The sequence below is a fragment of the Clostridium putrefaciens genome (genome assembly GCF_900461105.1).
GTDB classification, from domain to species: domain Bacteria; phylum Bacillota; class Clostridia; order Clostridiales; family Clostridiaceae; genus Clostridium_L; species Clostridium_L putrefaciens.
This window is the reverse complement of sequence record NZ_UFWZ01000001.1, coordinates 966,363-991,929: the sequence shown is the minus strand read 5'-3', so window position 1 is coordinate 991,929 and position 25,567 is coordinate 966,363. Positions and strand designations below refer to the sequence as shown.

Genomic DNA, 25,567 nt, shown 5'->3' with positions numbered 1-25,567 from the left:
TGGGGTTTACTTGAATTAAATTAAATTTTTAAGTTTCTATATTTCCATAATAATAGGTAAAATTATCGGTCTTCTTTTTGTCTTTTCATATAAAAACTTTTCTACAGCCTTTTTCATATTTACTTTTAGTATATACCACTCTACTACCTTATTATCAAGGCAATGTTCAAGTTCTCTTCTAGCAATTTCTTTGGCTTCACTAATTAAAGCATCAGATTCCTTTACATATACAAATCCTCTTGTTATTATATCTGGACCTGCAATTATACTAAAGGATTCTTTTTCTATAGTTACAACTATTGTAAGCATACCATCTTGTGATAAATACTTTCTATCTCTAAGAACTACATTACCTACATCTCCAACTCCAAGCCCATCTACAAATACAGACCCTGTGTGTACCTTTCCTGACATCTTAGCCTCTTTTTTAGAAACCTCTAAAACTTCTCCTGTTTCTAAAATAAATGTGTTTTTCTCATCCATACCAAGACCTTGAGCTAGCTTTGTATGATGTCTTAAATGTCTATATTCACCGTGTACAGGCATAAAGTACTTAGGTTTAATTAAAGCATGAATTAATTTTAGTTCATCTCTATATGCATGACCCGATACATGTACCTCTTCTAAATCTTCGTAAATTACCCCAGCACCCTTTTTAAATAGTTGATTTATAACTTTATTTATCATTTTAACATTCCCAGGAATAGGTGAAGCTGAAATAATAAATAAATCTTTTGGTTCAATTTCAATCTTTCTATGAGTACCAAAAGCTATTCTAGTAAGAGCTGCCATAGGTTCTCCTTGGCTTCCCGTAGTTATTATTGTTACTTGCTCATTAGGATACTTTTTCATTTGATCTAAAGTTATTACTTGACCTTCTGGTATGTGTAAATATCCAAGATCCATAGCAAGTTCTGAAATGTTTTCCATACTTCTTCCACTAAAAGCTACTTTTCTACCAAATTTAATAGATGCATTTACTATCTGCTGCATCCTGTGTATGTTTGAAGCAAAGGTTGCTACTATAACTCTTCCCTTAGCATTAGACAATATTCTAGTTAATGTATCACCTATTGCCTTTTCTGAAATGGTGTGACCTGCACGTTCCACATTAGTACTATCAGCCAAAAGCAATAACACTCCTTGCTTACCTAAGGCAGAAATACGTTCTAAGTCCATAACCAAGCCATCTATGGGTGTAAAGTCTATTTTAAAATCTCCAGTGTGGAATATTACTCCAACTGGCGTATGAACTGCTATACAACAAGAATCTGCTATACTGTGAGTATTTCTAATAAATTCTACTTTTAAATTTTGTAATTCAACTATGTCTCCAGCTTCCACTACATGAAGTTCACAATCTGAAAGTATATTGTGTTCTTTTAATTTGTTTTTAACTATGCCCAAAGTTAAATTTGTACCGTAAACTGGTACGTTTATTTGTTTTAAAATGTAAGGTAATGCTCCAATATGATCTTCATGTCCATGAGTTAAAAATATACCCTTTACCTTTTCAGAATTATCCACTAAATATTTTACATCTGGAATGACTAAATCCACTCCATACATATCTTCATCTGGGAAAGATACTCCACAATCTATAACCATTATCTCATCTTTGTACTCAATTGCCGTTATATTTTTCCCTATTTCTCCAAGTCCGCCTAATGGGATGACTTTTACACTGTTTTCCATTATTATTAATTCCCTCCGTTTCTCTATAAGGATAGTATCTTTCTATTATCTTTCCTTATAATGTTCAAATTAATTCTTTTTGCTTTAAATTTTCAAAACCTTTAAAATACAATATCTTTTCATAAAGTAATTTATTTCACTACCTTTAAGTATATATAAATGTTTTATATAAATTTCTATAATTAATTTCAATATTTATTCTTATAACAAATATTATAAGCTATATTTAATACAATATATGATTTTTTCATACATTATAATTTCATTTTAACATTAAATCATCTTTTATACACCAAATTTATAATAATTCAACAGTGTTTTAATTTTCACCCCTCTGATCCCTCAAATTATTATAAGCTATTTGCCTACTCTCCAATCATATTTGCCGTTAGGTAAGTTTATATTATAACCATTAATTATAACAGTATCATCATTATCAAAAGTAATTTCAGAAACATTAATTTTATATTCCCAGTAAATATTTTTTACCTTCTTATTTTTATTATTTATTATTAATTCACCTCTCACTTCATAATATACCGTTGCACCTCCATTACAAAGATATGTCCTAATAACATATCTTCCATTTGGAGATGTTGAACTACTCAAATATTCGCCAGTTGGTAAATTACTCATATTATCCAATAGTCTATTTTAAGCTTGGAGCATATTTTTTTAATGCTTCTTCTCTAATTGAATTTTGATGAGGGTCAGATTAAATCTTTTTATAATAATGAAAGAATTATTTTTTTGAATAACTTCTATTTTTCCTTTGATTCTTTATAAAATACAAGTGTCAAAATTAAGGCTAAGTATTCTGCAAAGGGTACTGTAAGCCATACTCCATTTAATGCAAATATATTAGGTAAAATAAATAATCCTAGTAATATAAATACTACCCCTCTAAGAAGAGATGTAATTGTAGCTATCATAGAGTACTCAATAGCTTGAAAGTAACTTCCCATAACTATATTTACTCCCATAATTATAAATGCTACAAAATAAAGCTGTATTCCCTTTGATGTAATCTCCATAAGTTCTAAATTTTCTTTATTAAAAAGCCCTACGATTTGTCTTGGGAAAGACATTCCAACTGCAAAAAATGATACCCCAACAAATAATGCAAAGGTTATTGCCATCTTTAAAACCTTATTAACTCTATCAATTTGATTTGCTCCATAGTTTGTACTTATTATAGGCTGGCTAGCCTGGCAAATACCTGTAAATATAGCTACACACATTAATGATATGTTTGCAATTATGCTGTATGCTGATATTCCTATAGTTCCCGTTATATCTTCTAACACTATGTTAAAAGCAAATATTACTATTCCAGAAGAAATTTCTATTATAAAGCTTGGAGCTCCATTTTTTAATATTCTTTTAAATGTATGTGTTTCAAGCTTTGTCTTTACAAACTTCAAGTTACCTTTACCTTTTATAAAGTGGAAATATATTAATATAAATAAACTTGTAATAGATCCAGAAATAGTAGCAAGTGCTGCTCCCCTCATACCTAAGTGTAATACTAAAACAAATAGTGCATCTAAAACTATATTAATAATTGTTCCAATAATACTACTCCACATAGCAAGCTTTGGTGAGTTATCATTTCTTATGAATACCGACAAAGCATTTACTATTAAAAAAGAGAAATTAAACATTATAATTATACTTAAATAATCTTTAACCAAATTAAAATTGCTTTTTGTAGCACCTAGAAATATACATAGGTTGTCTATAAAAACACTTCCTAAAATAGTAATTAGCGCTCCAAATACTATTGCCATTATCATAGATTGAGTGAATATTTTATTTACCACATGGAACTTTTTCCGTCCTATATTTATAGCCATAACAGTGGCTCCACCCACTCCTGAAAGTAGCCCTAATGCAAATATTACATTGTAAACAGGTAATGCAATATTAAGAGCTGCAAGTCCTTCGCTCCCTATTCCTCTTCCTATAAATATAGTATCAAATAAAATATACATAGATGACATGAATGTAGATGCAATGCTTGCACCTAAATATCTTAAGAAAAGTTTAAATATATCATCTTGTAAAACATCCGCCTTTTGTTTCATTCCTTGTCCTCCATAAAAAAAGTGGCAGATTAATATGCCACTTTTTTAAACAACTTTTTATTTTTTTATTCTATTATCTTTTTCTTTAACATAGCCATAGCTATCATACCTATAACTGAACCTACAACCAAGGATATAAAGTATCCAAGTGGATTAGATATAACAGGTAATACAAATATCCCACCATGTGGAGCTCTTAAAGCACACCCAAAAGCCATAGATAAAGCTCCCGCTGTTGCTGATCCAATTACACAAGCTGGAATTACTCTTAAAGGATCTGCTGCTGCAAAAGGAATAGCTCCTTCTGTTATAAATGATAAACCCATTATATAATTTACCAAACCTGATTGTCTTTCTTTTTTTGTAAATCTATCTTTAAAGAAAGTTGTACATAAAGCTATTGACAGTGGAGGCACCATTCCTCCAATCATCACTGCAGCCATAAAGTGAAATTGGTTATTGGCAAGAGAAGCTGTTCCAAATACATAAGCTGCCTTATTTATAGGGCCCCCCATATCTATAGCCATCATCCCACCTAAAACTGCTCCTAGAACTATCTTACTGCTTTCTCCCATGTTATTCAAGATAGTTGTTATTCCATTATTTAATGCTGACAGTGGAGGATTAATTCCATATACAATTATTACTCCTATTAGTAAAATGCCAAGTAAAGGATAAATAAGTACTGGTTTGATCCCTTCTAAGCTACTTGGAAGTTTGGAAAATACCTTTTTTAATGCTACTACTAAATACCCTGCTATAAAACCTGCTAAAAGCGCTCCAAGGAAACCTGACCCACCTTCATTTGCAAGCATCCCACCAACAAATCCTACTGCTAAAGCTGGCCTATCACCAATGCTCATAGCAATATATCCAGCTAAAACTGGGAGCATAAACCCAAAGGAAGTACTACCTACCTTCATTAGGAATTCTGCAAACGGTGTATTAGATCCAAAACTTGATGGATCTATACTATAATCATCAAATAAGAAAGCTAATGCTATTAATATACCTCCACCTATAACAAAAGGTAACATGTGAGAAACACCATTCATTAAATGTTTATATATCTCACGACCTATACCTTCTTTTTCTATTACACTTTCTTCATTTTTACCTTTACTACCATGATGATAAATAGGAACATTCAAACTTATGGCCTCACTTATCAGTTCCTGTGGTTTGTGTATACCATTTGAAACTCTAGTTTGAATAACTCTTTTACCATCAAATCTAGCCATTTCAACATTTTTGTCTGCTGCTATTATTATACATTCAGCCTTTTCTATTTCATCTTTAGTTAGAATATTCTTTGCTCCGCCAGCTCCATTCGTTTCAACTTTTATAGATACATCCATATCTTTACCCTTATTTTCTAAACTTTCCGCTGCCATAAATGTATGGGCAATACCAGTTGGGCAAGCTGTAACAGCTAATACTCTATATCCGTCTTTTTGTTCTAATTTATCTTTTTCCTTGTCCTTTTCTTGAGTTATTTTGTTATTTTCTTTAAAATCTATTAGTCTTAAAAATTCTTCTTTATCCTTTGCATCTATTAAACTATTTCTAAAATCTTCATCCATTAAAATAGTAGAAAGCCTTGAAAGAACTTCTAAATGAATATTATTTTCTCCTTCTGGAGCAGCTATCATGAAAAATAATTTTGCTTTTTCTCCATCCAAGCTATCATAATCTAACCCTTCTTTAATAACCATAGCACTAAGTCCAGCTTTTTTAACTGCCTTTGTTTTAGCATGTGGTATTGCAATACCTTCTCCGATACCGGTAGTACTAAGCTCTTCCCTTTTTAACACTTCACTTTTGTACTCTTCTTTATTTAATAAAACCCCTTTGCTATCCATTAAATCTACTAATCTACTTATAGCTTCACTTTTGGTTTTTATTATAGGGTTTAATTCTATACCATTTATATTTAATAAATCAATAATTTTCATTTGTTACCCTCCTTTTATATATACTTTTATATATACTTTTTATATAATCTCATTTAATAATTTTTCTATTAATTCTTTTTTAGCAAGATCTTCTGAAAATGCGCTAGCACTGCCTGTTGCCACTCCCATTTTGAAAGCTTCCTCTAGGTCTTTATTTTTTAAATATCCCGCTATAAATCCTGCCACCATAGAATCTCCAGCCCCTACTGAATTTTTCACTTCTCCTTTAGGTGCAACACTTTTCATAACTTCTCCATTAGACTTTATGAATATTGCTCCCTTTGATGCTCTAGACACAAGTACATTTTCTGCTCCCATTTCTTGAAGCTTTTTTGCATAATATATTATTTTATCATCCTCTTTGATCTCTATATTAAATAACTCTGAAAGTTCATGATGGTTTGGTTTAATCAAAAATGGCTTATACTTTAATACATTTAATAAAAGTTCTCCTGTTGCATCTACTATAAATTTTACTTTCTTCAAATTAAGTCTTTCCATTATAGTTTCATAAATGTTTTTTGGAAGAGTATTTGGTATACTTCCTGCAAGAACCAAAAAGTCTCCTTCTTTAATAGCTTCTAGCTTACTGAACAATTCATTAAGTTCTTCTTTGCTTATATAAGGACCTCTCCCATTTATCTCTGATTCTTCCTTAGATTTAAGCTTTACATTTATTCTTGACATACCATTATTTAATTTAATAAAATCTGTATGAACACCCTTTGATTTCACCCTTCTCTCTATCTCGTCACCAGTAAATCCAGCTATACATCCAAGAGCTACACTTTCAATTTCTAAATTATTTAAAACAGTAGACACATTAATGCCCTTACCACCTGCATAAACTTCTTCATAAGATGTTCTATTCACACCTCCAAGATTAAAGTCATCAACCCTAACTATATAATCTAAAGCTGGATTAAAAGTAATAGTATAAATCACTTTATAGTCACCTCCAATATTTCTGTTAACCCTTTATACTTATTATCTAAGAGTTTAGTTGTAATTATACTTGCCTTTGAAATATTTGCAAAAGTTACAGAACTGATTTCGTCAAATTTAGAATCATCAGCTAGTATATATGCTGTTCTAGCTCTATTTAAAGCCTCTTCTTTAACTGACGCTTCTTTAATATCAGGCGTTGTATAACCCCTTTTAATCGATATACCATTAACACCAAAAAAGCCTTTAGTAAAATTATATTTCTTTAGACTACTAATTGCTTCAATGCCAACTATGGCCTCTGTGATACCCTTTACTTCTCCACCCAAAATATAAGTTTTAAGATCATTTTGAATAAGCCTTTTAGCATGAGCTATAGCATTTGTCACGAATATAGCTTCTTTTTCCTTTATAAAATCTATCATAAGTTCTGTAGTAGTTCCTGCATCTAAATAAACAAAATCATAGGGCTTTATAAGTGATGCTGCATATTTTGCTATTTGAAGCTTTTCATTAGTTTTGAGCCCTTGCCTTACAACAACCTTATCTTCCCTAGTATTAATATCCTTATCTAAGACCATTGCACCTCCATGAACCTTATTTAATTTCCCCTCTTTATGAAGTGCATTTAAATCCCTTCTAATTGTGGACTCAGATGCATTTAATTTTATAACTAAATCACTAACATGAACCACAGAGTTATTCTTTAATTCTTCAAGAATAAATTCATATCTTTCTTCTGTTAACATCTCTATCACTTCCTAATTACATATTACATCTATCATAAAAATAAATCAATCACTTTCATTCAAAATAGTTCATAATCATTTATATAATTTTGAATTCGTTCATATTTAACCACAAAAAAGACACCTTTTATGATGTCTTTTTTATTTTACTTTGTAAATTTAAATATATTAAAACCTATACTTTTTATTATTTTAAATTTCTTTAACCTTTTAGTGAATAAATTAATCATATAATCAATTAATACTTTTATGTAATTTATCAATGCTTTCATCAATTTTCCTAATACTATCATCGTAATTATAAAAGATATACATCTCAAAAAATCATTATTTATAAATTTAAATATCTTAAAGTACTTTGTTAAAAATACATACTCTAAAAGATACATTTCATAAGATACTTGTCCAATTTCTTTGAAACCATTTAAGAATATATTTATAAAAAGGTTTTTATAATAAGACATTAAACCTATGAATGTTATAGTGAACACTGTACAAAAAAATATTGACTTAGAATAACCACCCTCTAGTATGTACTTAAAATAATATTTAAATAATAAGCCAGAAATTATGCATACTATACATAGAATCATCTTATAATGTTTAGCTTTATACCCTTTAAACTTATCATACAAAATCCCAATCAAAACCCCAATAGGAAATTCTATTACATATAAAGACACCCCTGTTGCGCTTGTAAATAAAAATGCATGTTTATAAATCAAATAAGATGTTACAAAAATTGAAATAACTTTAATAAAGTTTCTTTGTGGCAAACTAAATATTAGATAAAATGCTATATACCAATAAATCAAAAATGTAACATACCACATACTTGCATCTAATGGAGATTGAGCATTTAGTCCAATTAAAGTTTTAATTGTATGCTTGACTGAATACGATGTACCAAACCTTAACTTTTCAATAGCAAACCAAATTAAGGTTATTATCATGTAAGGAATTATTATCTTATTAATTCTCTTTCTAATAAAGTTTTCGGTACCACTTTTCAAATATGACTGAGTTAATCCAAACCCAGATAGCACCAAAAATATGCCAACCCCATATGCACCGGCATAGCTTATAATGCCCATATGGCCTAATATAACAAGTAATATAGCTACACCTTTTAATTGATCTGTATTAGTTTTGCTTAAGAAAAAACTTTCATCATTTACATGACATACTTTTCCCATTCCTTCACCTCTAAATATTTATTATTAGTATTTATTTTTACAAAAGAATATTAACCTTTTAGTGAATAATATTATAACTAACTCTTCCACATAGATGGTCTTAGTATAAGTAACATTGGATATATTTCAAGTCTTCCCGCTAACATACAAAATGAAAAGACTATTTTGCTAAGTGGTGAAAAGCTACTAAAGTTACCTATAGGTCCTACCACTTTAAATCCTGGTCCTATGTTACCCATAGTTGCAAACACTGATGTAACTGTGCTCTCAAGATCCATTCCGTCTATAGATACAATCATCAACGCTATTACAATAATTGCCATGTAGGCAAATATAAATATTCCTACCTCTGATATGACTTTATCATCAACTACTTTGCCATCAAGCTTTACTGAATTAACTATCCTTGGGTGAATTATTTTATTTATATCCCGCTTTATAGCCTTAAATAAAAGCACTATACGCACAGTTTTAATTCCCCCACCAGTAGACCCTGCGCAACATCCTGTAAGCATTAGTAGTGCTAAAATGGACTTACTAAGCGTGGGCCAAAGATCAAAGTTTGTTGTAGCATAACCTGTAGTTGTAACAATTGACGCAACTTGAAATGAAGACTGCCTAAAAGATGTCAATAAAGAATCCCCATTTAATCCTTTAATATTAAAGGCTATTATAATCATAGCAGCAAATACTATTAAAAAATAATACTTTACCTCTTCATTTTTAAAAGCTTGCTTTATATTTCCTGTAATAAGATGAAAATATACCGTGAAATTAACTCCAAAAAGCAACATAAATATAGTTATAATAACTTCCACATAAACATTATCATAAGCACCAACGCTGCTATTCATATTAGAAAATCCTCCTGTACCTGCTGTACCAAATGCATGAACTAAAGCATCATAAAAATTGAGGCCTGCAAATAAAAGTAATACTATTTGAATTATTGTCATAACAAGATATATTAAATACATTATCTTAGCAGTCTGTTTTATCCTAGGAACAACCTTACCTGGAGATGGACCTGGACTTTCCGCCCTTAATAAATGTATAGTATTTCCCCCAATAGATGGCATAAGTGCTAAGGTAAATATCAAAATCCCCATACCACCTATCCAATGTGTAAAACTCCGCCAAAATAAAATACCTTTAGGAAGAGATTCCACCTCTTGTAAAATAGTTGCACCTGTAGTGGTAAATCCTGATACTGTCTCAAATATACAGTCCACAAAGGAAGGTATTGATCCGCTTATATAAAATGGAAGGGCTCCAAAAATGGATATAGCAACCCAACATATAGCAACAGCTAAAAATCCATCCTTAGCATAAAATCCTTTTTTCTTAGGATTTATTGAAGACATAAATATACCCATAACTAACATTATTATAATAGTTACAATAAAACTATTAGTATCACCACCACCGTAATATACGGACACAATAAGTGGCAATATCATAACCAATGCTTCATATTTTATAACATTTCCAAGTACCTTTAGTACCATTAGGTAGTTCATATTAGAGTCCTCCCTCAAGGAGTATATCGTTTATTCCCATTACATTATGTCTTTCTGTTACTATAATTACACTGTCATTAACTTTAATAATATCATTTCCTCCAGGAATTATTATCTTATGATTTCTAACTATAGCCGCAATTAATACACCCTTTTTAATCTTTATATCTTTTAAAGGAACATTTTTGCACCTAGTATTACTACTTGCTACGAATTCTAAAGCTTCAGCTTTTTCCCCTACTATCTTATATAAATTTTCAATAAAGTTTCCATCTTTACTTTTAAGTCCTCTTACATATTTTATTATTTTATTGGCCGTAATCATTTTAGGACTTATAACACTTTCAACTCCAACCTTTTTAACTATATTGCTATAATTTACACGTGTTACCTTGGTTATTACATTATGTACCCTTGCATTTAAAGCAAAAAGAGATGACACTATATTTTCTTCGTCCCTATCAGTTAAAGCTATAAATACATCCGTTTCGTTTAAATTTTCAGATTCTAATAGCTCTTCTTCAGTTCCATCACCATGGATTATAATAGCCTCTGGTATTAATTCATTTAATTCTTCACATTTATTATAATCTTTTTCTATTATCTTTATTTTTGCTCCAACTTTATTAATTAATTTCACAAGATAGTAACTTATCCTACCTCCACCTATTATCATTACATTTTTAACTTTCTTTTGATACTTACCAAGGTGTTGTAAGAATGATGTTATATTAGTATGATCTCCTATAACATAAACTTTATCATTAGCTTTAAGTACAAAATCACCTGTAGGTATTAACACCTTATCATTTCTTTCTACTGCACAAAATAGCACAGAACACCTTTTTAAATTTATATCATATATAGCTTTATTTACAATAGAATCACCCTTTAAAAGTCTAAAACTAACTAAGTCAGCCATGCCATTTGCAAAGGTTTCTATACTAGATACAGATGGGAACTTTATAAGCTGTGCAATTTCCATTGCAGCTTCCTTTTCTGGGTTTATAATCATTTCAATACCAAGCTCATCTTTTAACATTGAAAGTTCCTCTGCATACTCAGGATCTCTAATTCTTGCAATAGTATGTTTTGCACCTAGCCTCTTTGCAGCTAAAGAACAAAGAGCATTCCTCTCATCACTATCAGTAACTGCAATGATTACGTCTGCTCTTTCCACCTCAGATTCTTTAAGTACATTCACTCTTGTACCATTACCTTTTATACACATTACATCAAGACTATCAGTAGCCTTTTTAAGCACTTCGGGATTCTTATCAATAACCATAACATCATTTCCCTCTTCAGATAAATGTTTAGCTAAAGTATATCCAACCTTCCCAGCTCCTACAATTATAATATACATTTTATCTTTACCTACCCTTTCATGAATAAAATGTGACTTATTCTACAATACTCATATTATAGTACAATTTTTATCCTATGACTACCATGTAGACGTAGTATATATCTTTAGGAACAAATACCCACTATTAATCAGCTTATATCCACACATTTTCTGGCTTCTTTTAATCTTTCAATAATAAAAAGCCATAAACCATTTTATGACTTCTAAGACTTAATGCCTATACATTGAAGCAATAATATTTATATCCACACCTTTACGAAACATATATTGTAGCCTTTGCATCTTCAACATAGTAGATAAAATTCCACCTTCTATAAATCTTCTATCCGATGTAATAATTTTCCCATTTGTTTGTCCAATTTTGTATCTACCCTTTAAAATCATAGAGAGCTTATAATCCTCCATAAGTGGTAAATCTTCAAATCCACCTACTTTTTCAAAAACTTCTCTTTTTAAAAATATCCCTTGATCTCCAAAGGCAATATGTCTATATTTAACACGAAGGTTTGATAAAACCCCGCAACACTTCATTAAAATATGATTTGAATTAAATCTAAGTCTAAAGCACCCAACATCAAACCCTTTGTCTAATATACCTTCAATTTCAGTAAGGGCATCTTCTGGTAAAAGGCTATCGCAATGCAAAAAAAGAAGTACATCTCCACTACTTTGTTTTGCTGCTGTGTTCATTTGTATAGCTCTTCCTTTTTCAGAGTGTATTATCCTATATCTTTTTCCAATAGCCAAGAGGGTGCCATCTTCACTTCCACCATCAGCAAATAAAACTTCAAAATCTCCCTTTATATTAGCAATATTAGAGAGCAGCATTTCAATTTTATCAATTTCATTAAAAATTGGAATAATTATAGATAACTTCATTTTACCACCTCAGCTTATTCTTCTAAATATTTGTTTAAATTTAAATGAAATAACTCTTCATTATGTTATTTAAAAAATCTATTTCTAAATATTTTTTAATTTTATTATATGTAAATTCATTTCTAATAAGTTTATCCGGATTTTGATATTCTATAAAAGCCATAGAACACCAAGTTATACCCCTTAAACATGTAATAGCCAAGTAGTAATTTAATTTTTCTTCAATATATTCTGTATCGAAATTATCTGATACCCTATTTATATATGCCTTAACAAAAAAATCTATTTCTTCTCTTGTTAAAATCACATCTGTTTTCCAAAATGTAGTTGTGGGTGCAAGAAAATGACCTAAATCTTGTTCTGGCTCTCCTAAAATTGGCTTTTCCCAATCAATTATGTAATTACCCTTCCTCTCGCCATTTATTAAAAAATTACCTGAATTTAATTCTGTATTAATTAGACATCTCCTAGTTACAGGTAAATTTCTTTTTAATACAAGATCCTTTGCCTTTTCAGTAATGTTTAATATTATCTCCTTAACATTATGATCTGCAAGATTTGATTTTAGATATACTAAAGACATTTCAATACATTCATCAACAATTGCTACTAGGGGGTCTTTTGGTTTAATTAAATGATTATTTATAGGTAAATTAATACTATGAATATCCCCTAAACACCTTGCAGCAATTTCTAAATCAGTGCTATAACTAAGAGCTCTACCAGGTAGATACTCCATTACTAAGATTCCATAAGGTAGGATACTGCGAGTTGAATCTACATATAAAGGTTTAGGCGTTCTCTTACTTTTTTCTAGTAATTCTAGTGTTTTGTACTCATACTCGATTTGATTATCTAGATGTATTTGACTTTTAGTATTCAGACGTAGCACAAGTTTTTCTCCTGTAAAAGGATGTGAAAATAAATAATTTATATTATATTCTCCTTTTCCTAAAACAGAAAATACTATCTCACTTTCTTTTGGAATTTTCAACTCAGTTTTAAGTAAACTTTCTTTTGCATATCTTTCTAAATCTTTAAGCTCTATCATAAGTTATTTCCTCACAATCTTCCCCATTTAATTTAAAGTCCTTTAAAAAATCTATTGTATTATAACAAAATAGCTCTTCCTTATTGTAAATTTTACTTATTAATACCTTAAGATCCTCTCCAGTATCTATATCAGCACAAGTCTTTGCAATTCCACATTTAAGCAAAGATGCTCTAGCCTTATTTAAAGTATTTTCTATTACATTTCCCTGTCCGTAAGTTATCTTTTCAAATACTTCCTTATGTGGTTTTTTCATTCCAACCATATAGTACCCACCATCAATTGTAGGCCCTAGTACAATATTATTGTTTTCTAACAAGTGAAAACCCTCTTCTAAATATTCTTTTTTTATCTCTGGAATATCTGATCCTATTAACAAACATGATTTATAACCCATTTGTAAAATCAGTGAAATAGCATTGTACATTCTTTCTCCAAGATTATTTCCTCTTTGAGGATAAGAATTAATTCCCTCACCTAAAATATTTTTCAGTAATTCCTCTTTACCTATTGGAGTATAAAAAATAAATATATCTTTTTTAATATCTTTTAAGATAGAATAGATATCTTTTAAAAAACATTCATGAAGCTTTGCACATTGATTTTTTGTTAAAGTATCTTCTAATCTAGTTTTTGTTTCTCCTGGTAATGGCACTCTTGTAAAAATTATAACAGCTTCCTTCATAGTTCCCCACCCTTACAAAAATTCAATAAAAAATAGAATTCAGCATGAATCTTAAATGATAATCCTTATATCAAGTGATTCTTAGACTCAGGTGTAGTTTGCTTATAATGAATACATATTCTTAGAATAACTTATCCAGGGGCGTAGCAGCTGTCATCCCCCACCTTGAAGAGATATGAGTGTTACGAATGGTAGCCATCGGATAAAAGTTAGCACAAAATTTCCTTACACACTGAAAATATCTAATATCCGTTTAAATATATCCTAATTTATAGATTATATCAAATAGATAAAACTGATAAATATTAATTACTTATTTAAATTTCCTATACCATCACAATATGTAAGTTATTCTACGTTTTAATCATTTTAATATGTTAAAATAATTCATATAATCATAACAATTACGATTATATATTCAAATCTTTTCAATTTAAAAATATTCATGATAATATTTTTAAAACTTTTTATAATATCACACAAGCTACAATAAAAATAATATTACATATTAAGGAGAGATTAAAATGAATACTTACTACAATCCAGATGATTTAGCAAAATTCGGAACCATAGGTGAAAATGCTCCTGGTTTATGGGAAAAATTCATGTCATATTACGGAGAGGTCTTTGCAGAAGGTGCATTAACAGCCAGAGAAAAATCGCTTATAGCTCTTGCAGTATCACACGCCATACAATGCCCATATTGTATTGATTCCTATACTGAAGGTTGCCTTGAAAAGGGAGTTGATCAAGAACAAATGACAGAGGCTATTCATGTGGCAGCAGCAATCCGTGGTGGTGCTACCCTTGTTCATGGCATACAAATGAAAAATATTGCTAAAAATTTAGAGTTTTAAATATGATGATTTAACTTTAAGTTATTAAAATCTTAGTATCTTAAATAATATTGTTAAAAGTTTAAAATAAGGTTTTATGAAAGAAGTGAAGTTTTATGAGAAGTGAAAATTTATGTGATGAAATAAATGAAATTCCCGAATTCTCAACTAAAGTAGATAATAAAGATTTTTCTCTAACAAAGGACAAGCTAGAAATAATGCAAATAAACATTGGAAGGTTATGTAATCTTTCATGTAAGCATTGTCATGTATCAGCTGGACCAAACCGTAAGGAAATGATGAGTTTATCCACTATGAAAGATTGTTTACAGGTATTTAAAGAAAATAATTTTACTATACTTGACATAACCGGTGGTGCTCCTGAAATGAATCCAAACCTTAAGTGGCTTGTTAAAGAAGCCTGTAATTTAGATGCTAAGGTTATTGTTCGTACAAACCTCGTGATCTTAGCAAAAGAAGGTTACACTGATTTACCTGAATTTTATGCTAAAAATAAGGTTGAAGTTGTTTCTTCATTACCTTACTACACTGAAAAGAACACAGATAAGCAACGTGGTGATGGTATATTTAATACTTCTATTTCTATGCTACAAAAGCTTAATAGCCTTGGCTATGGAATGAAGGATAACCTAATATTAAATTTAGTTTATAATCCTAGTGGTGCTTTTCTACCTCCACCACAGCTGGCTATGGAAAATGAGTATAAAAAGAATTTAAAAGATAAATATAATATTGATTTTAATAATCTTTTTACTATTACAAATAACCCAGTAGGTCGCTTTTTATCATTCCTTGAAAAAAGCAATAATACAAAAGGCTATATGAAAAGATTGTACAATAGTTTTAATACTTCCACACTTAAATCCATGATGTGTAGAAATCAACTATCTATATCTTGGGATGGACAACTTTATGATTGTGATTTTAACCAAGCCCTAGATTTAAAAGTAAATGGGATAAGCTCCATTGAAGATTTAAAAGGTAAAAAGATTGATAAAAGGCAAATTAAGTTTAAAAACCATTGTTATGCTTGTACCGCAGGTAGTGGATCTAGTTGCGGTGGATCAACTGATAATTAATACTGTTATTTTTTAGATTCGTAAATTTATCCATGGAGGTTATACAAATGAATGAAACAGAAGTTTTAACTCTTTTTAGTCAAGGCTTTGACTGCTCTCAAATTGTTTTAAGTGAAATAAGAGATGAACTTAATCTAGATGATGTTACAGCAAAAAAGGTAACTGCCTGTTTTGGTGGCGGAATGTTTTGCGCTGAAACCTGTGGTGCTGTAACAGCTGCACTTATGGCAATTGGATTAAAGTATGGTCACTATATGCCACATGCAACTGATGAGAAAAATAAAGCTATTGAAAAGTCAATGGAATTTAAATCAAAGTTTTTACAAAAATATCCTTCTCTTAAGTGTAAAGAAATTTTAGGCTATGATTTAAGCAACCCTGATGAAATGGAAATAATCACTAAAAAAAATCTTATTCCGAATATGTGTCCAAAGCTTGTAATAGTTACAATTGTAGTCTTAAAAAACACACTATAACTAAAAATCTAACAGTGGAAATAAAAGAGTATTCACTCTTTATAAGTGAATACTCTTTTAATCTTTAAGAAATTGCAGTTTTGCTTTCCATTTCCTTTTCCAAAAGAAGCTGATTTGTATAAAGATTATAGTAGTAACCTTTTTTCTTTATAAGCTCCCTATGAGTTCCGCCTTCAGTTATCTTTCCTTTCCCTATAACAAGAATCTTATCTGCTGATACTATTGTTGAAAGCCTATGAGCTACCACAAAACTTGTTCTATCTGAAAGTACCTTTTCTATAGCATTTTGTATCATTCTTTCTGTTTGTGTATCTATAGATGAGGTAGCTTCGTCTAGTACAAAGAGTGCTGGATTTGCAACTATTGCTCTTGCAAAGGATATAAGTTGTTTTTCTCCTGTTGAAAGGTTTCCTCCACCTTCTCCAACCTCTGAATCATAGCCTTTTTCCATCTTCATTATAAAGTTATGAGCATTTACAAGTTTTGATGCTCTTTCAATTTCTTCATCTGTAGCTTCAAGCTTTCCATAGATTATATTATCTTTAATAGTTCCACTAAAAAGGTGTGGACTTTGAAGCACATAACCTATATTTGACTGTAGCCACAACAAAGACCTTTCCCTATAATCTTTACCATCAATTAATATTTCACCACTTGTGGGTTCATAAAATCTACATAATAAATTTACTATAGTGCTTTTCCCTGAGCCGGTTTCTCCAACAAGGGCAATAGTTTCTCCTTGCTTTACCTTTAAATTAAAGTTTTCCAAAACCTTTTCTCCATTTTTATATGAAAAGTATACATTTTTAAATTCAATGTCCCCATGTATGTTTTCCCAATTCCCTTTTTTTGCATCAAATAAATCTCCATACTTTTCTATTACATCTTCTCTATCCCATATATCAGGCTCTGTTTCTATAAGAGATATTATTCTTTCTGCCGATGCCTGTGCATTTTTTAGTTCTGCAAGGGTTCCAGCTAGCTGGCTTACAGGGTCAAAAAACTGTATAGTATAAGCAATAAACATTACAAAGGTACCATAAGATAGGGTTCCAGCTATAACGCTATTACCCCCAAACCATAGTGCAAATCCTGTACCTATACTCCCCATAGATAAAACAATAGGAAGAAATAACGCAGAAAACACAGCTGCTCTTACAGAGGAGTTTCTCATTTTATTAGCATCCACTTTAAATTCATTTAAGTTTTCTTCCTCCCTAACAAGAGTTTTAGTAGTTTTAGCTCCAGATATCTCCTCACTAAAATCTGCTGTTAACTGAGAGTTTAATTTCCTTACACTTCTATAGGATTTTAATATTTTCTTTTGAAAGTACATTCCTATAAAAAATAATGGAGGTACAACGCACATACTTATAAGGGTTAGCTTTACGTTGTTATAAAGCATTATTCCTATAAACGATACCATGAGAACCAAAGCCCATACCATATCTATAAGCCCCCAAGATATAATTTCACTAAGCTTTGCTACATCCGACGTCATCCTTGCCATAAGCCATCCTACTGATGAATTATCATAATAAGAAAATGACAACTGTTGAAGTCTTTTGAATCCAAGATTCCTTATATGATAAGCAAGGTGAGTTTCAATTTTACCTGCCTGCATTATAAATAGTTTTATATTTAAAACTTGAAAAACAACTATAACAAAATAAACTATAGCAAAGGTCTTTATTCCCTCTAAACTCTTACCTACAATAAAATTATCAATAGCATATCTTGTAAGAAGTGGCATTATGGCATCTACCCCTGCTACTCCTACCATTAAAAATGCTAAAAATATAAGTCCTTTTTTAAATTCAAGAAGATACTTAAAAAACCTCCTCCAAATCCCAATATCCAGCTTTTGTGTTGATTTATCTTCATCTATTCTAGCCATTTTATCATCCCCTTTTTACTCTCTTATAAATTTTCCCATATAACTCTTCCTAAAGATTTACCTATAATAAAGTTTTTATTCACTTAAAGCCTCTTCTTCATCTTCACTAAAGGCATCAAGTGAATTTTGTATGTCCCATATTCTTTTATATATTCCATCCTTACTTATAAGATCTTTATGGGTTCCCATCCCTTCAATCTTTCCTTGATTTAAAACTATTATTTTATCTGCATCCATAACTGTTGAAATTCTATGAGATATTATAAATGTAGTGTTATCTTTACTTTTCTTTTTTAATTCTTCTCTAATAACCCTGTCTGTTTCTGCATCTACTGCACTTAAGGAGTCATCAAATATTAATATAGGCATATCTTTTATAAGTGTTCTTGCTATTGCAACCCTTTGCCTTTGTCCTCCAGATAGAGTAACCCCCTTTTCTCCAACTACAGTATCATAACCTTTTTCAAAGGAGCTTATAACCTCATGTACCGCAGCTGACGTTGCTGCACTTTCTATCTCCCTATCACTAGAGTCCAATTTAGATATCATAATATTTTCCTTTATAGTACGTGCGTAAAGGAAAGGCTCTTGTAGTACAATTCCTATATTGTTTCTTACCCACTTTCTTTCAATATCTTTAAGCTCTATGCCGTCTATCTTTATAGAGCCACTATCATAATCATAAAGTCTTAATAAAAGATGAACTAATGAGGACTTTCCTGATCCAGTAGGACCAACTATAGCTATAGTTTCACCCTTTTTAACACTAAAACTTAAATTTCTAAGTATTTTAGTATCCTTGTCATATTTAAATGACACATTTTCAAATGTTACCTCACCCTTGATGTCAGGCTTTAAAGCTTTACCGTATTCCTGTTCTACTGGTGTTTCAAGAATATTTGTAATCCTTTTAAGCGAAACTGTCATCTTTCCCATATCCGAAAGAATTCTGCCAAGCTGTCTTACAGGCCAAAGTAACATTCCCTCATAAGTATTAAACACAACTAAAGTTCCAAGACTTATCTCACCCTTATTTGCATAATATATGCCGGCAATTAAAACGAGTCCTATTTGAGTCATACAAAGTAGATCCGATATAGACCAATAGTTAGAAAGCAATTTAATTAAGTTAAAATTTAAATCTCTATATCTTTTATTTTGCTTTTCATACTTTTCTATTTCAAAATTTTGCCTTCCAAAAGCTTTTACTACTCTAACCCCACTTAAATTTTCTTGAAGTACAGATGTAAGAACCCCTTCTTGTGTATCAGCCTTTTCAAAATTATGCTTGATTTTCTTAAAGAACACATAAGAAAATATAAATATAAATGGCACTATTACCATAGCAATTACTGTCATCTTTTTATTTAGTGATAGCATCATTATGAGTGCAAAGGTTACTATAAATACCGCCCTTCCTATATCTACAAGCTGCACCGCAAAAAACCTTCTAATGGTATCTACATCTGATGTACAACGTTGAATTAAATCCCCTGATTTTGAATTTACATGATATCCATATGGTAAGTTTTGAATATGATCATAAAGTTTTACCCTTATATTTTTAGCAATATTTTCAGCTGCCTTAGCCGCAAGCTTTCCTCTTAAAAATAAGAAAATCCCTCTTATAACTGTTAATGTTATAAGAAATAAAGAACATATCCATAAGTTTCTAGAAACAACTCCTTTACCACCAAAAAGCTTTATAAGCTTCTCAATAAATGGTGATACATTCAAAGGTGTATTTACAATAATAGAGTCTATAGTAGTTTTTATAACCATAGGTTCTAACATGGCTAAAAATGTGGACATAGCAATAGACGCTATTGCTGCAATGTATAATAATCTATTCCCCTTAACTAACTTTAAAAGTTTTTTCAAATTAATCCCCCCTTGTATTATCCTAGTAATGTTCCCGTCAAATTAATATTCAAAAAGGTTTCTAATACAACCTTTTTAACTCATGTGCTAGAATTAAAATATTCACCTCTTACCTTTTGTTTAACATAATCTTTAATCATACTTACCACTCCTTTTATATTTTTATAAAATAAAAAACCGAAGAATATAATATTCTACGGCTTTAAACGCATAAACTGTCTCTTAAGTTTAAATAGAGCTCACAATTAATATGAAATCTTTTCTTTAAATTAAGAATTACAATCTTTATCTGATGTTACAGTATGTACCTTACAATGGACTGTTTCTAGGTACAGACTTCAACTTAAGATAAAGTAGCTTTTAGAAGGATGATCTAATTATATATCCTTAAAGCTAATATAAAAAGCCATAGGTACACAACCCATGGCTATACATTACTAAATTATAAATTAAAAACGTATACCAAGATCGTGCATGTATAATTTATTAAATTGTGCTGAATTATTAACATCATCGTACACTCTATTATTAACAGAATTCACTAAGATGCTCATATCATTGACTACCTTAAATCTTTTAATAGTTAACATATTCACGACCTCCTTTTTTTATTTGTTGTGGTTATTTACCACATAATAATTATATAATGGAAATTAATAAATTGCAACACAAATTTCAGATTATTCAAAATAATTTTTATTGTGAGTTTACAACCTTTCTATTTTATTTACTTCTCAATTCAACTAACTCTTCTTCTGTAAGATTACGCCACTTGCCAGTATCTATACCCTGAATTTTTATATTAATAATTCGAATACGCTGAAGACTTATCACATTATACCCAAAAGTCTTGGTCATCTTTCTAATTTGCTTATTAAGCCCTTGGGTAAGTATAATTCTAAAAGTATCTTCACTAATCCTACTTACGATGCAAGGCCTTGTTCGAGCTCCAGAAATTTCTACACCTTCTGACATTCCCTTTATAAAAGCATCATCAAAAGGTCTATCCACAGTTACTATATATTCCTTCTCATGGTTATTTTCTGACTCTAAAATTTTATTTGCAAGGTCACCATCGTTAGTCATTAATATTAGCCCTTCAGATGCCTTGTCTAATCTTCCAATAGGAAAAATATATTCCTCATAATTCATAAATCTAATTATGTTACCTTCCACTTCCTTTGCCGCAGTACAAGTGATACCTACCGGTTTATTTAATGCAATATATATCTTATCCTTAGGCAAAAGAGGATCATCATCAATCAGAATATAATCCTCCTTCTCTACCCACTGCCCTTTAATAGCTAACTTTCCATTTACCTGTATTCTACCTTCCTCAATAATTTTATTTGTTTCACTCCTAGAACAAAACCCATAATTACTAAGAAGTTTATTTATTCTCATATTAAAATATCTGTCCTTTCACTTGTATCTGATATATCTAATTCGGACTACATATAAAATACATTAGTATTATTTCCTATTAATAACCTTCACCTGCAAAGATTCAATTACATCTAGTGCTTTTTCATGTAACTCATCATTAAAACTAGCACAAAGTCTTCCATCAACTATAATCTCTGCATTCCTATATTGTGACTGAAACATAATCACATTGCTTATTACGCACATATTAGTAACTACTCCAACTAGCTCAACTTCATTAATATCTTTTCCTACTTTACTAGCTAATTCCACCATGTCCTTTGGATCTATTCCAAACCCTTCTTTATTGTAATGCAATGTAGTCTTACAGTCTATAAACTCATTTAACTTTCCATATAACATGTGGCCATCAGTATGATTTATACAGTGTGATATTGGTAATGCTTTACCTTCCCTAGTATCTAAATAATTTTCATAATGAGTATCATAAGTAAATAAAACCTTGTCCTCATTTTTGAGATATTCATTTACCTTATTATATATAGGCATTTCTAATGTTTCGGCCTTTATGAATCCTAATGTACCATCTACGAAGTCATTTTGATAGTCAACAACTACTAATAATTTAGTCATCATTAGCACCTCCTAATCCCCATTTTCTCATTATACTAATAATTTGACAATACCTAGCTAAAAAATTAAATCCACACCTTTTTTCTCCATATCTTTAATATAATCATCCTTACACTTACAATCATTACTACAAATACAAAATTCATTATTAATAGTTTTTATAAGGTCTTTTCTAAGATCATCATAACCTCTTTTAGTTGTTTTATATTCATCAAATAGTATAAGCGTAATAATTATTGTAACAAAAAATATTCCGAATATAATTGGATCAAACCTTTTTAGAATACTTTCTGTACTATGATTTTGAAGAAAAGCCATTACATAAGAACTATATCTATTGATATTGAAACCTACATAAATACATAGTAAAGCAATGGCTATGACAGGTATCTTTAATAAGTTACGTTTTCTATCCCTTTGTTCTTTTAGTTCGCATACCTTATTAGTCTTTTTCTTAACTGTGTAACTAAGTGTTGAGTAATCCACTTTATAACCCCCATTTATTATCATTAAACAAGATATTCTTAATTGTTATCTTTTAAGATATCTAATAATAAATATGATTTTTTATGAAAAGTTATTACCTAACTAATTAACATCTTAATTATATTCTTTGAAATAATTAATTTTATATTTTAACATTTCACCTAGGATTTTGTTAACAGCCTTTTATAAGTCCTATCAATACCTATAGCGCCAATTGGGGCTGTAATTAAAATAGCAAGTACTGCAACTGTAAGAATGGTGTTTCCTGCTTCCACCCCAGCTGAAAGAGGTATTGAACCAATAGCAGCTTGAACAGTAGCCTTAGGCAAATAGGCTATGGCACAAAAAAGTTTTTCTTTATTTGTAAGCTTAGTTTTTATTAAACATATATAAACTCCACATATTCTAAAAATAAGTGCACTTAAAATAAGAATAACTGCCATAAGGCCTGCATCTGAAACAAACCTAATGTCAACGGCAGCGCCTACCAGAACAAAAAGTAAAATTTCAGCCCCCACCCATACTTTTGAGAACTTATTAGATAAACGCTTAGCCAAAGCCTCGTATTTTTTTAAGATAGTTCCTCCTAAAGCCATTACTGCTAGTAATCCTGACATAGGAATATAGGCTTTAACTTCTGATTCAAGTGTTACAAATAAAAAGGACACACTAAGAATTATTAATATTTTCACAGTATCTCTTATATGAAGTTTTTTGAATACAAACACAAGTAAAAGTCCTGATAAAATACCTATAGCTAAGCCAACAACTATGGAAATTGGAACTGCTATAAGACTTAATACACTAAATCCTCTTCCCTGATACATACCCATAAAGGCTGTAAATAATACAATAACATAAACATCATCTACAGATGCTCCTGCTAATATTAATTGTGGTATGCTTTTTTCCTTACCGTACCCACCCTCCATAACCTTAAGCATCCTAGGCACAACTACCGCTGGGGAAACAGCAGCAAGAACAGTTCCCATTATAGCTGCTTCTATGTATGACACCTTAAAAAGTATTGGAGCAAGTAATATTATTGCAACAAGTTCAAAGGTAGCCGGTACAAAGCACATCAAAATGGCGGGTCTTCCTACCCTTTTTAGATCCTTAACATCTAGTGAAAGACCTGCCCTTGAAAGTATTACAATAAGGGCTATTTGCCTTAGATCCTTAGATATATTAAGAATATCCGGTGATATTAAATTTAATACAAAAGGTCCAAGAATAACTCCAGTAATAAGCATACCTAAAATTCCTGGTAACCTAACTCTATTTAGAATACCACTTAATGTGAATCCTATAATAAGAATAAGAGCAAGACTAAATAACATAAAACTCCTCCTTTGTTAAATATGAAATGTTAAAACACAAAAAAGCTGATAGCTCTGCAATAATATTATTGCAGAAGTCATCAGCTAAATAAGCGGTTTTAGCATTTGCTAAGGGAGTACTTCATTCCCAATAGTGATATTATAACACAATAATATCATAATATACACCTTGTTGTGATTAAAATATCATACTTATTGAAATTATACTCTACACTTGACAACGTTTAATATTTGTTATATTCTTTAATTGAGATTGATTTTCATAATCATAAATGTTTAGGGAGGGTATTTAAATGAAAATAGTATATTGGTCTGGAACAGGTAATACAGAAAAGATGGCAAAATTAATTAAACAAGGTATTGTAGCTGAAGGTAAAGATGCAGAAACAATATTTGTATCTGATGTAAATATTGATGCTTTATTAGAAGAGGATACTCTAGTCTTAGGCTGCCCATCTATGGGGAGTGAAGTATTAGAAAAATCAGAATTCCAACCATTTATAGACGAAATTTCAACTAAAGTATCTGGTAAAAAAGTTGCACTTTTTGGTTCTTATGGCTGGGGAGATGGCGAATGGATGAGGAACTTTGAAGATAAAATGCTAGATTGCGGTTGTACTATTATAGGTACTCCTTTAATAATTCAAAATGAACCAGATGATAGTGATAAAGAGTGTATAATTTTTGGAAGAAAAATAGTTACTTCATAAAATAAGTTTGGCGGTGGTATGAATTGATACATCTAGATTTTTATAAAAAATTGAATTCAATGAATAATAAAGAGCATGTAGAAACCTTTTTGGTATATCATTTATCATTAGTAATCGCAGAAATTAAACCAGCTGCCACAGTTACAATAAAAAAGAATAATATTAAATTGTATAAAGGTTGGAATGATTTTGGAATTAATTTCATTGACAGTCTAAACTTGAAATTTGTAGAGTTAAGAGAAAGTTATGATTCTATCATAGTTATGATCTATAGTGAATCTTTATTGAAGCAAGAATTAAGTAAATATGACACCATGGATTTTTTACTTACTATAGGGTATCCCCCTAATGGTTCTATTAATAACTATGTAACTACATTAAAATCTAGATATGAAAAGTATCACTGCCCTCACGAACTCGGATTGTTCCTTGGAATACCATTTAAAGATGTTAAAGACTTCATGGAGTGCACTACAAAAAGATGTTTGTTATGTGGCTATTGGAAAGTATACAATGACAGTAATAAAGCAAAATTTACTTTTAATAAATATGATGAAATAAAAGAATATACCATAAAAGAATATACCATAAAAAATATACTTAAAGGAAGCTCATGTTTTGACCTTGCCTTAAGTATAAAAGGATACGTTTATACCAGTGCTAAGTCTATATCAAGTGATTCTTAGACTCA

The 25,567-nt window shown here is 30.4% G+C and carries 23 protein-coding genes and 1 riboswitch; of the genes, 5 read left to right on the top strand and 18 right to left on the bottom strand.

Annotated features, from left to right (window positions below; genetic code table 11):
* Positions 1–36: 36 nt before the first annotated feature.
* The 12 genes from DY168_RS04275 to DY168_RS04220 form a co-directional block, all read right to left on the bottom strand.
* A complete protein-coding gene (locus tag DY168_RS04275) occupies positions 37–1,695 on the bottom strand; it encodes a ribonuclease J (RefSeq protein WP_207658373.1) in 1,659 nt (552 codons plus the stop codon).
* A gap of 357 nt (positions 1,696–2,052) precedes the next feature.
* Positions 2,053–2,331 (bottom strand): DUF5412 family protein, encoded by a 279-nt coding sequence (locus DY168_RS04270; RefSeq protein WP_115640635.1) that lies wholly within the window; start codon positions 2,329–2,331, stop codon positions 2,053–2,055.
* Positions 2,332–2,456: 125 nt separating this feature from the next.
* On the bottom strand, positions 2,457–3,782 hold the full coding sequence (locus tag DY168_RS04265) for an MATE family efflux transporter (RefSeq protein ID WP_115640634.1): 1,326 nt from the start codon (positions 3,780–3,782) through the stop codon (positions 2,457–2,459).
* Positions 3,783–3,847: 65 nt separating this feature from the next.
* Entirely contained in the window at positions 3,848–5,737 is a 1,890-nt protein-coding gene (locus DY168_RS04260) for a PTS fructose transporter subunit IIABC (protein WP_115640633.1), read from the bottom strand.
* Between the two features lie 39 nt (positions 5,738–5,776).
* Complete coding sequence (gene pfkB / locus DY168_RS04255; RefSeq protein ID WP_115640632.1) at positions 5,777–6,682, bottom strand: 1-phosphofructokinase; 906 nt, start codon at positions 6,680–6,682, stop codon at positions 5,777–5,779.
* Positions 6,679–7,431 (bottom strand): DeoR/GlpR family DNA-binding transcription regulator, encoded by a 753-nt coding sequence (locus tag DY168_RS04250; RefSeq protein ID WP_115640631.1) that lies wholly within the window; start codon positions 7,429–7,431, stop codon positions 6,679–6,681. Before DY168_RS04250 ends, pfkB begins: the two co-directional genes overlap by 4 nt.
* A gap of 146 nt (positions 7,432–7,577) precedes the next feature.
* On the bottom strand, positions 7,578–8,627 hold the full coding sequence (locus tag DY168_RS04245) for an acyltransferase family protein (RefSeq protein ID WP_115640630.1): 1,050 nt from the start codon (positions 8,625–8,627) through the stop codon (positions 7,578–7,580).
* A gap of 77 nt (positions 8,628–8,704) precedes the next feature.
* The gene (locus tag DY168_RS04240; protein ID WP_115640629.1) at positions 8,705–10,147 is read right to left on the bottom strand and encodes a TrkH family potassium uptake protein; all 1,443 of its coding nucleotides are present in this window, start codon (positions 10,145–10,147) and stop codon (positions 8,705–8,707) included.
* Position 10,148: 1 nt separating this feature from the next.
* Positions 10,149–11,513, bottom strand: coding sequence for a Trk system potassium transporter TrkA (trkA, locus tag DY168_RS04235; protein WP_115640628.1), 1,365 nt, complete (start codon positions 11,511–11,513; stop codon positions 10,149–10,151).
* Between the two features lie 213 nt (positions 11,514–11,726).
* The gene (locus DY168_RS04230; protein ID WP_115640627.1) at positions 11,727–12,395 is read right to left on the bottom strand and encodes a TIGR04283 family arsenosugar biosynthesis glycosyltransferase; all 669 of its coding nucleotides are present in this window, start codon (positions 12,393–12,395) and stop codon (positions 11,727–11,729) included.
* Positions 12,396–12,435: 40 nt separating this feature from the next.
* The gene (locus DY168_RS04225; protein ID WP_115640626.1) at positions 12,436–13,446 is read right to left on the bottom strand and encodes an aminoglycoside phosphotransferase family protein; all 1,011 of its coding nucleotides are present in this window, start codon (positions 13,444–13,446) and stop codon (positions 12,436–12,438) included.
* A complete protein-coding gene (locus DY168_RS04220) occupies positions 13,433–14,131 on the bottom strand; it encodes a TIGR04282 family arsenosugar biosynthesis glycosyltransferase (protein ID WP_115640625.1) in 699 nt (232 codons plus the stop codon). The genes DY168_RS04225 and DY168_RS04220 overlap by 14 nt, the downstream gene beginning before the upstream one ends.
* Positions 14,132–14,655: 524 nt before the next feature.
* On the opposite strand from DY168_RS04220, the gene DY168_RS04215 reads away from it, so the two are divergent.
* The 3 genes from DY168_RS04215 to DY168_RS04205 all read left to right on the top strand — a co-directional run bounded on the left by DY168_RS04215 (position 14,656) and on the right by DY168_RS04205 (position 16,543).
* The gene (locus tag DY168_RS04215; RefSeq protein WP_115640624.1) at positions 14,656–14,988 is read left to right on the top strand and encodes an arsenosugar biosynthesis-associated peroxidase-like protein; all 333 of its coding nucleotides are present in this window, start codon (positions 14,656–14,658) and stop codon (positions 14,986–14,988) included.
* Positions 14,989–15,083: 95 nt separating this feature from the next.
* A complete protein-coding gene (gene arsS / locus DY168_RS04210) occupies positions 15,084–16,067 on the top strand; it encodes an arsenosugar biosynthesis radical SAM (seleno)protein ArsS (protein WP_115640623.1) in 984 nt (327 codons plus the stop codon).
* Between the two features lie 47 nt (positions 16,068–16,114).
* A complete protein-coding gene (locus DY168_RS04205; protein WP_115640622.1) occupies positions 16,115–16,543 on the top strand; it encodes a C-GCAxxG-C-C family protein in 429 nt (142 codons plus the stop codon).
* Between the two features lie 64 nt (positions 16,544–16,607).
* On the opposite strand, the gene DY168_RS04200 is transcribed toward DY168_RS04205, so the two are convergent.
* The 6 genes from DY168_RS04200 to DY168_RS04175 form a co-directional block, all read right to left on the bottom strand.
* Complete coding sequence (locus DY168_RS04200; protein WP_115640621.1) at positions 16,608–18,440, bottom strand: ABC transporter ATP-binding protein; 1,833 nt, start codon at positions 18,438–18,440, stop codon at positions 16,608–16,610.
* 75 nt (positions 18,441–18,515) lie between these two features.
* Positions 18,516–20,321, bottom strand: a complete 1,806-nt coding sequence (locus DY168_RS04195; protein WP_115640620.1) for an ABC transporter ATP-binding protein — start codon at positions 20,319–20,321, stop codon at positions 18,516–18,518.
* A 723-nt stretch (positions 20,322–21,044) separates the two neighbouring features.
* Positions 21,045–21,725, bottom strand: a complete 681-nt coding sequence (locus tag DY168_RS04190) for a pseudouridine synthase (protein ID WP_115640619.1) — start codon at positions 21,723–21,725, stop codon at positions 21,045–21,047.
* Positions 21,726–21,794: 69 nt separating this feature from the next.
* Positions 21,795–22,340: a cysteine hydrolase family protein gene (locus tag DY168_RS04185; protein WP_115640618.1), complete on the bottom strand. Its 546-nt coding sequence runs from the start codon at positions 22,338–22,340 to the stop codon at positions 21,795–21,797.
* A gap of 57 nt (positions 22,341–22,397) precedes the next feature.
* Positions 22,398–22,826, bottom strand: coding sequence for a hypothetical protein (locus DY168_RS04180; protein ID WP_115640617.1), 429 nt, complete (start codon positions 22,824–22,826; stop codon positions 22,398–22,400).
* A 161-nt stretch (positions 22,827–22,987) separates the two neighbouring features.
* Complete coding sequence (locus DY168_RS04175) at positions 22,988–24,166, bottom strand: cation:proton antiporter (protein ID WP_115640616.1); 1,179 nt, start codon at positions 24,164–24,166, stop codon at positions 22,988–22,990.
* A 64-nt stretch (positions 24,167–24,230) separates the two neighbouring features.
* Positions 24,231–24,304, bottom strand: a riboswitch (Fluoride riboswitch).
* 155 nt (positions 24,305–24,459) lie between these two features.
* Here DY168_RS04175 and DY168_RS04170 point away from each other — a divergent pair.
* Entirely contained in the window at positions 24,460–24,876 is a 417-nt protein-coding gene (locus DY168_RS04170) for a flavodoxin (protein WP_104410269.1), read from the top strand.
* Between the two features lie 23 nt (positions 24,877–24,899).
* Positions 24,900–25,562 carry a DUF3793 family protein gene (locus DY168_RS04165; protein WP_104410270.1) on the top strand — a complete coding sequence of 221 codons (663 nt, stop codon included), beginning with the start codon at positions 24,900–24,902 and terminating at the stop codon, positions 25,560–25,562.
* Positions 25,563–25,567 lie beyond the last annotated feature (5 nt).

Bases quoted from the DNA above. Each gene is read 5' to 3' on its own strand.
- DY168_RS04220 (WP_115640625.1), bottom strand. From the start codon at position 14,131: ATGAAGGAAGCTGTTATAATTTTTACAAGAGTGCCATTACCAGGAGAA.
- DY168_RS04250 (WP_115640631.1), bottom strand. From the start codon at position 7,431: ATGTTAACAGAAGAAAGATATGAATTTATTCTTGAAGAATTAAAGAAT.
- DY168_RS04270 (WP_115640635.1), bottom strand. From the start codon at position 2,331: ATGAGTAATTTACCAACTGGCGAATATTTGAGTAGTTCAACATCTCCA.
- DY168_RS04190 (WP_115640619.1), bottom strand. From the start codon at position 21,725: ATGAGAATAAATAAACTTCTTAGTAATTATGGGTTTTGTTCTAGGAGT.
- DY168_RS04200 (WP_115640621.1), bottom strand. From the start codon at position 18,440: ATGGCTAGAATAGATGAAGATAAATCAACACAAAAGCTGGATATTGGG.
- arsS (WP_115640623.1), top strand. From the start codon at position 15,084: ATGAGAAGTGAAAATTTATGTGATGAAATAAATGAAATTCCCGAATTC.
- trkA (WP_115640628.1), bottom strand. From the start codon at position 11,513: ATGTATATTATAATTGTAGGAGCTGGGAAGGTTGGATATACTTTAGCT.
- DY168_RS04260 (WP_115640633.1), bottom strand. From the start codon at position 5,737: ATGAAAATTATTGATTTATTAAATATAAATGGTATAGAATTAAACCCT.
- DY168_RS04275 (WP_207658373.1), bottom strand. From the start codon at position 1,695: ATGGAAAACAGTGTAAAAGTCATCCCATTAGGCGGACTTGGAGAAATA.
- DY168_RS04215 (WP_115640624.1), top strand. From the start codon at position 14,656: ATGAATACTTACTACAATCCAGATGATTTAGCAAAATTCGGAACCATA.
- DY168_RS04230 (WP_115640627.1), bottom strand. From the start codon at position 12,395: ATGAAGTTATCTATAATTATTCCAATTTTTAATGAAATTGATAAAATT.
- DY168_RS04225 (WP_115640626.1), bottom strand. From the start codon at position 13,446: ATGATAGAGCTTAAAGATTTAGAAAGATATGCAAAAGAAAGTTTACTT.
- DY168_RS04245 (WP_115640630.1), bottom strand. From the start codon at position 8,627: ATGGGAAAAGTATGTCATGTAAATGATGAAAGTTTTTTCTTAAGCAAA.
- DY168_RS04265 (WP_115640634.1), bottom strand. From the start codon at position 3,782: ATGAAACAAAAGGCGGATGTTTTACAAGATGATATATTTAAACTTTTC.
- DY168_RS04170 (WP_104410269.1), top strand. From the start codon at position 24,460: ATGAAAATAGTATATTGGTCTGGAACAGGTAATACAGAAAAGATGGCA.
- DY168_RS04240 (WP_115640629.1), bottom strand. From the start codon at position 10,147: ATGAACTACCTAATGGTACTAAAGGTACTTGGAAATGTTATAAAATAT.
- DY168_RS04205 (WP_115640622.1), top strand. From the start codon at position 16,115: ATGAATGAAACAGAAGTTTTAACTCTTTTTAGTCAAGGCTTTGACTGC.
- DY168_RS04175 (WP_115640616.1), bottom strand. From the start codon at position 24,166: ATGTTATTTAGTCTTGCTCTTATTCTTATTATAGGATTCACATTAAGT.
- DY168_RS04185 (WP_115640618.1), bottom strand. From the start codon at position 22,340: ATGACTAAATTATTAGTAGTTGTTGACTATCAAAATGACTTCGTAGAT.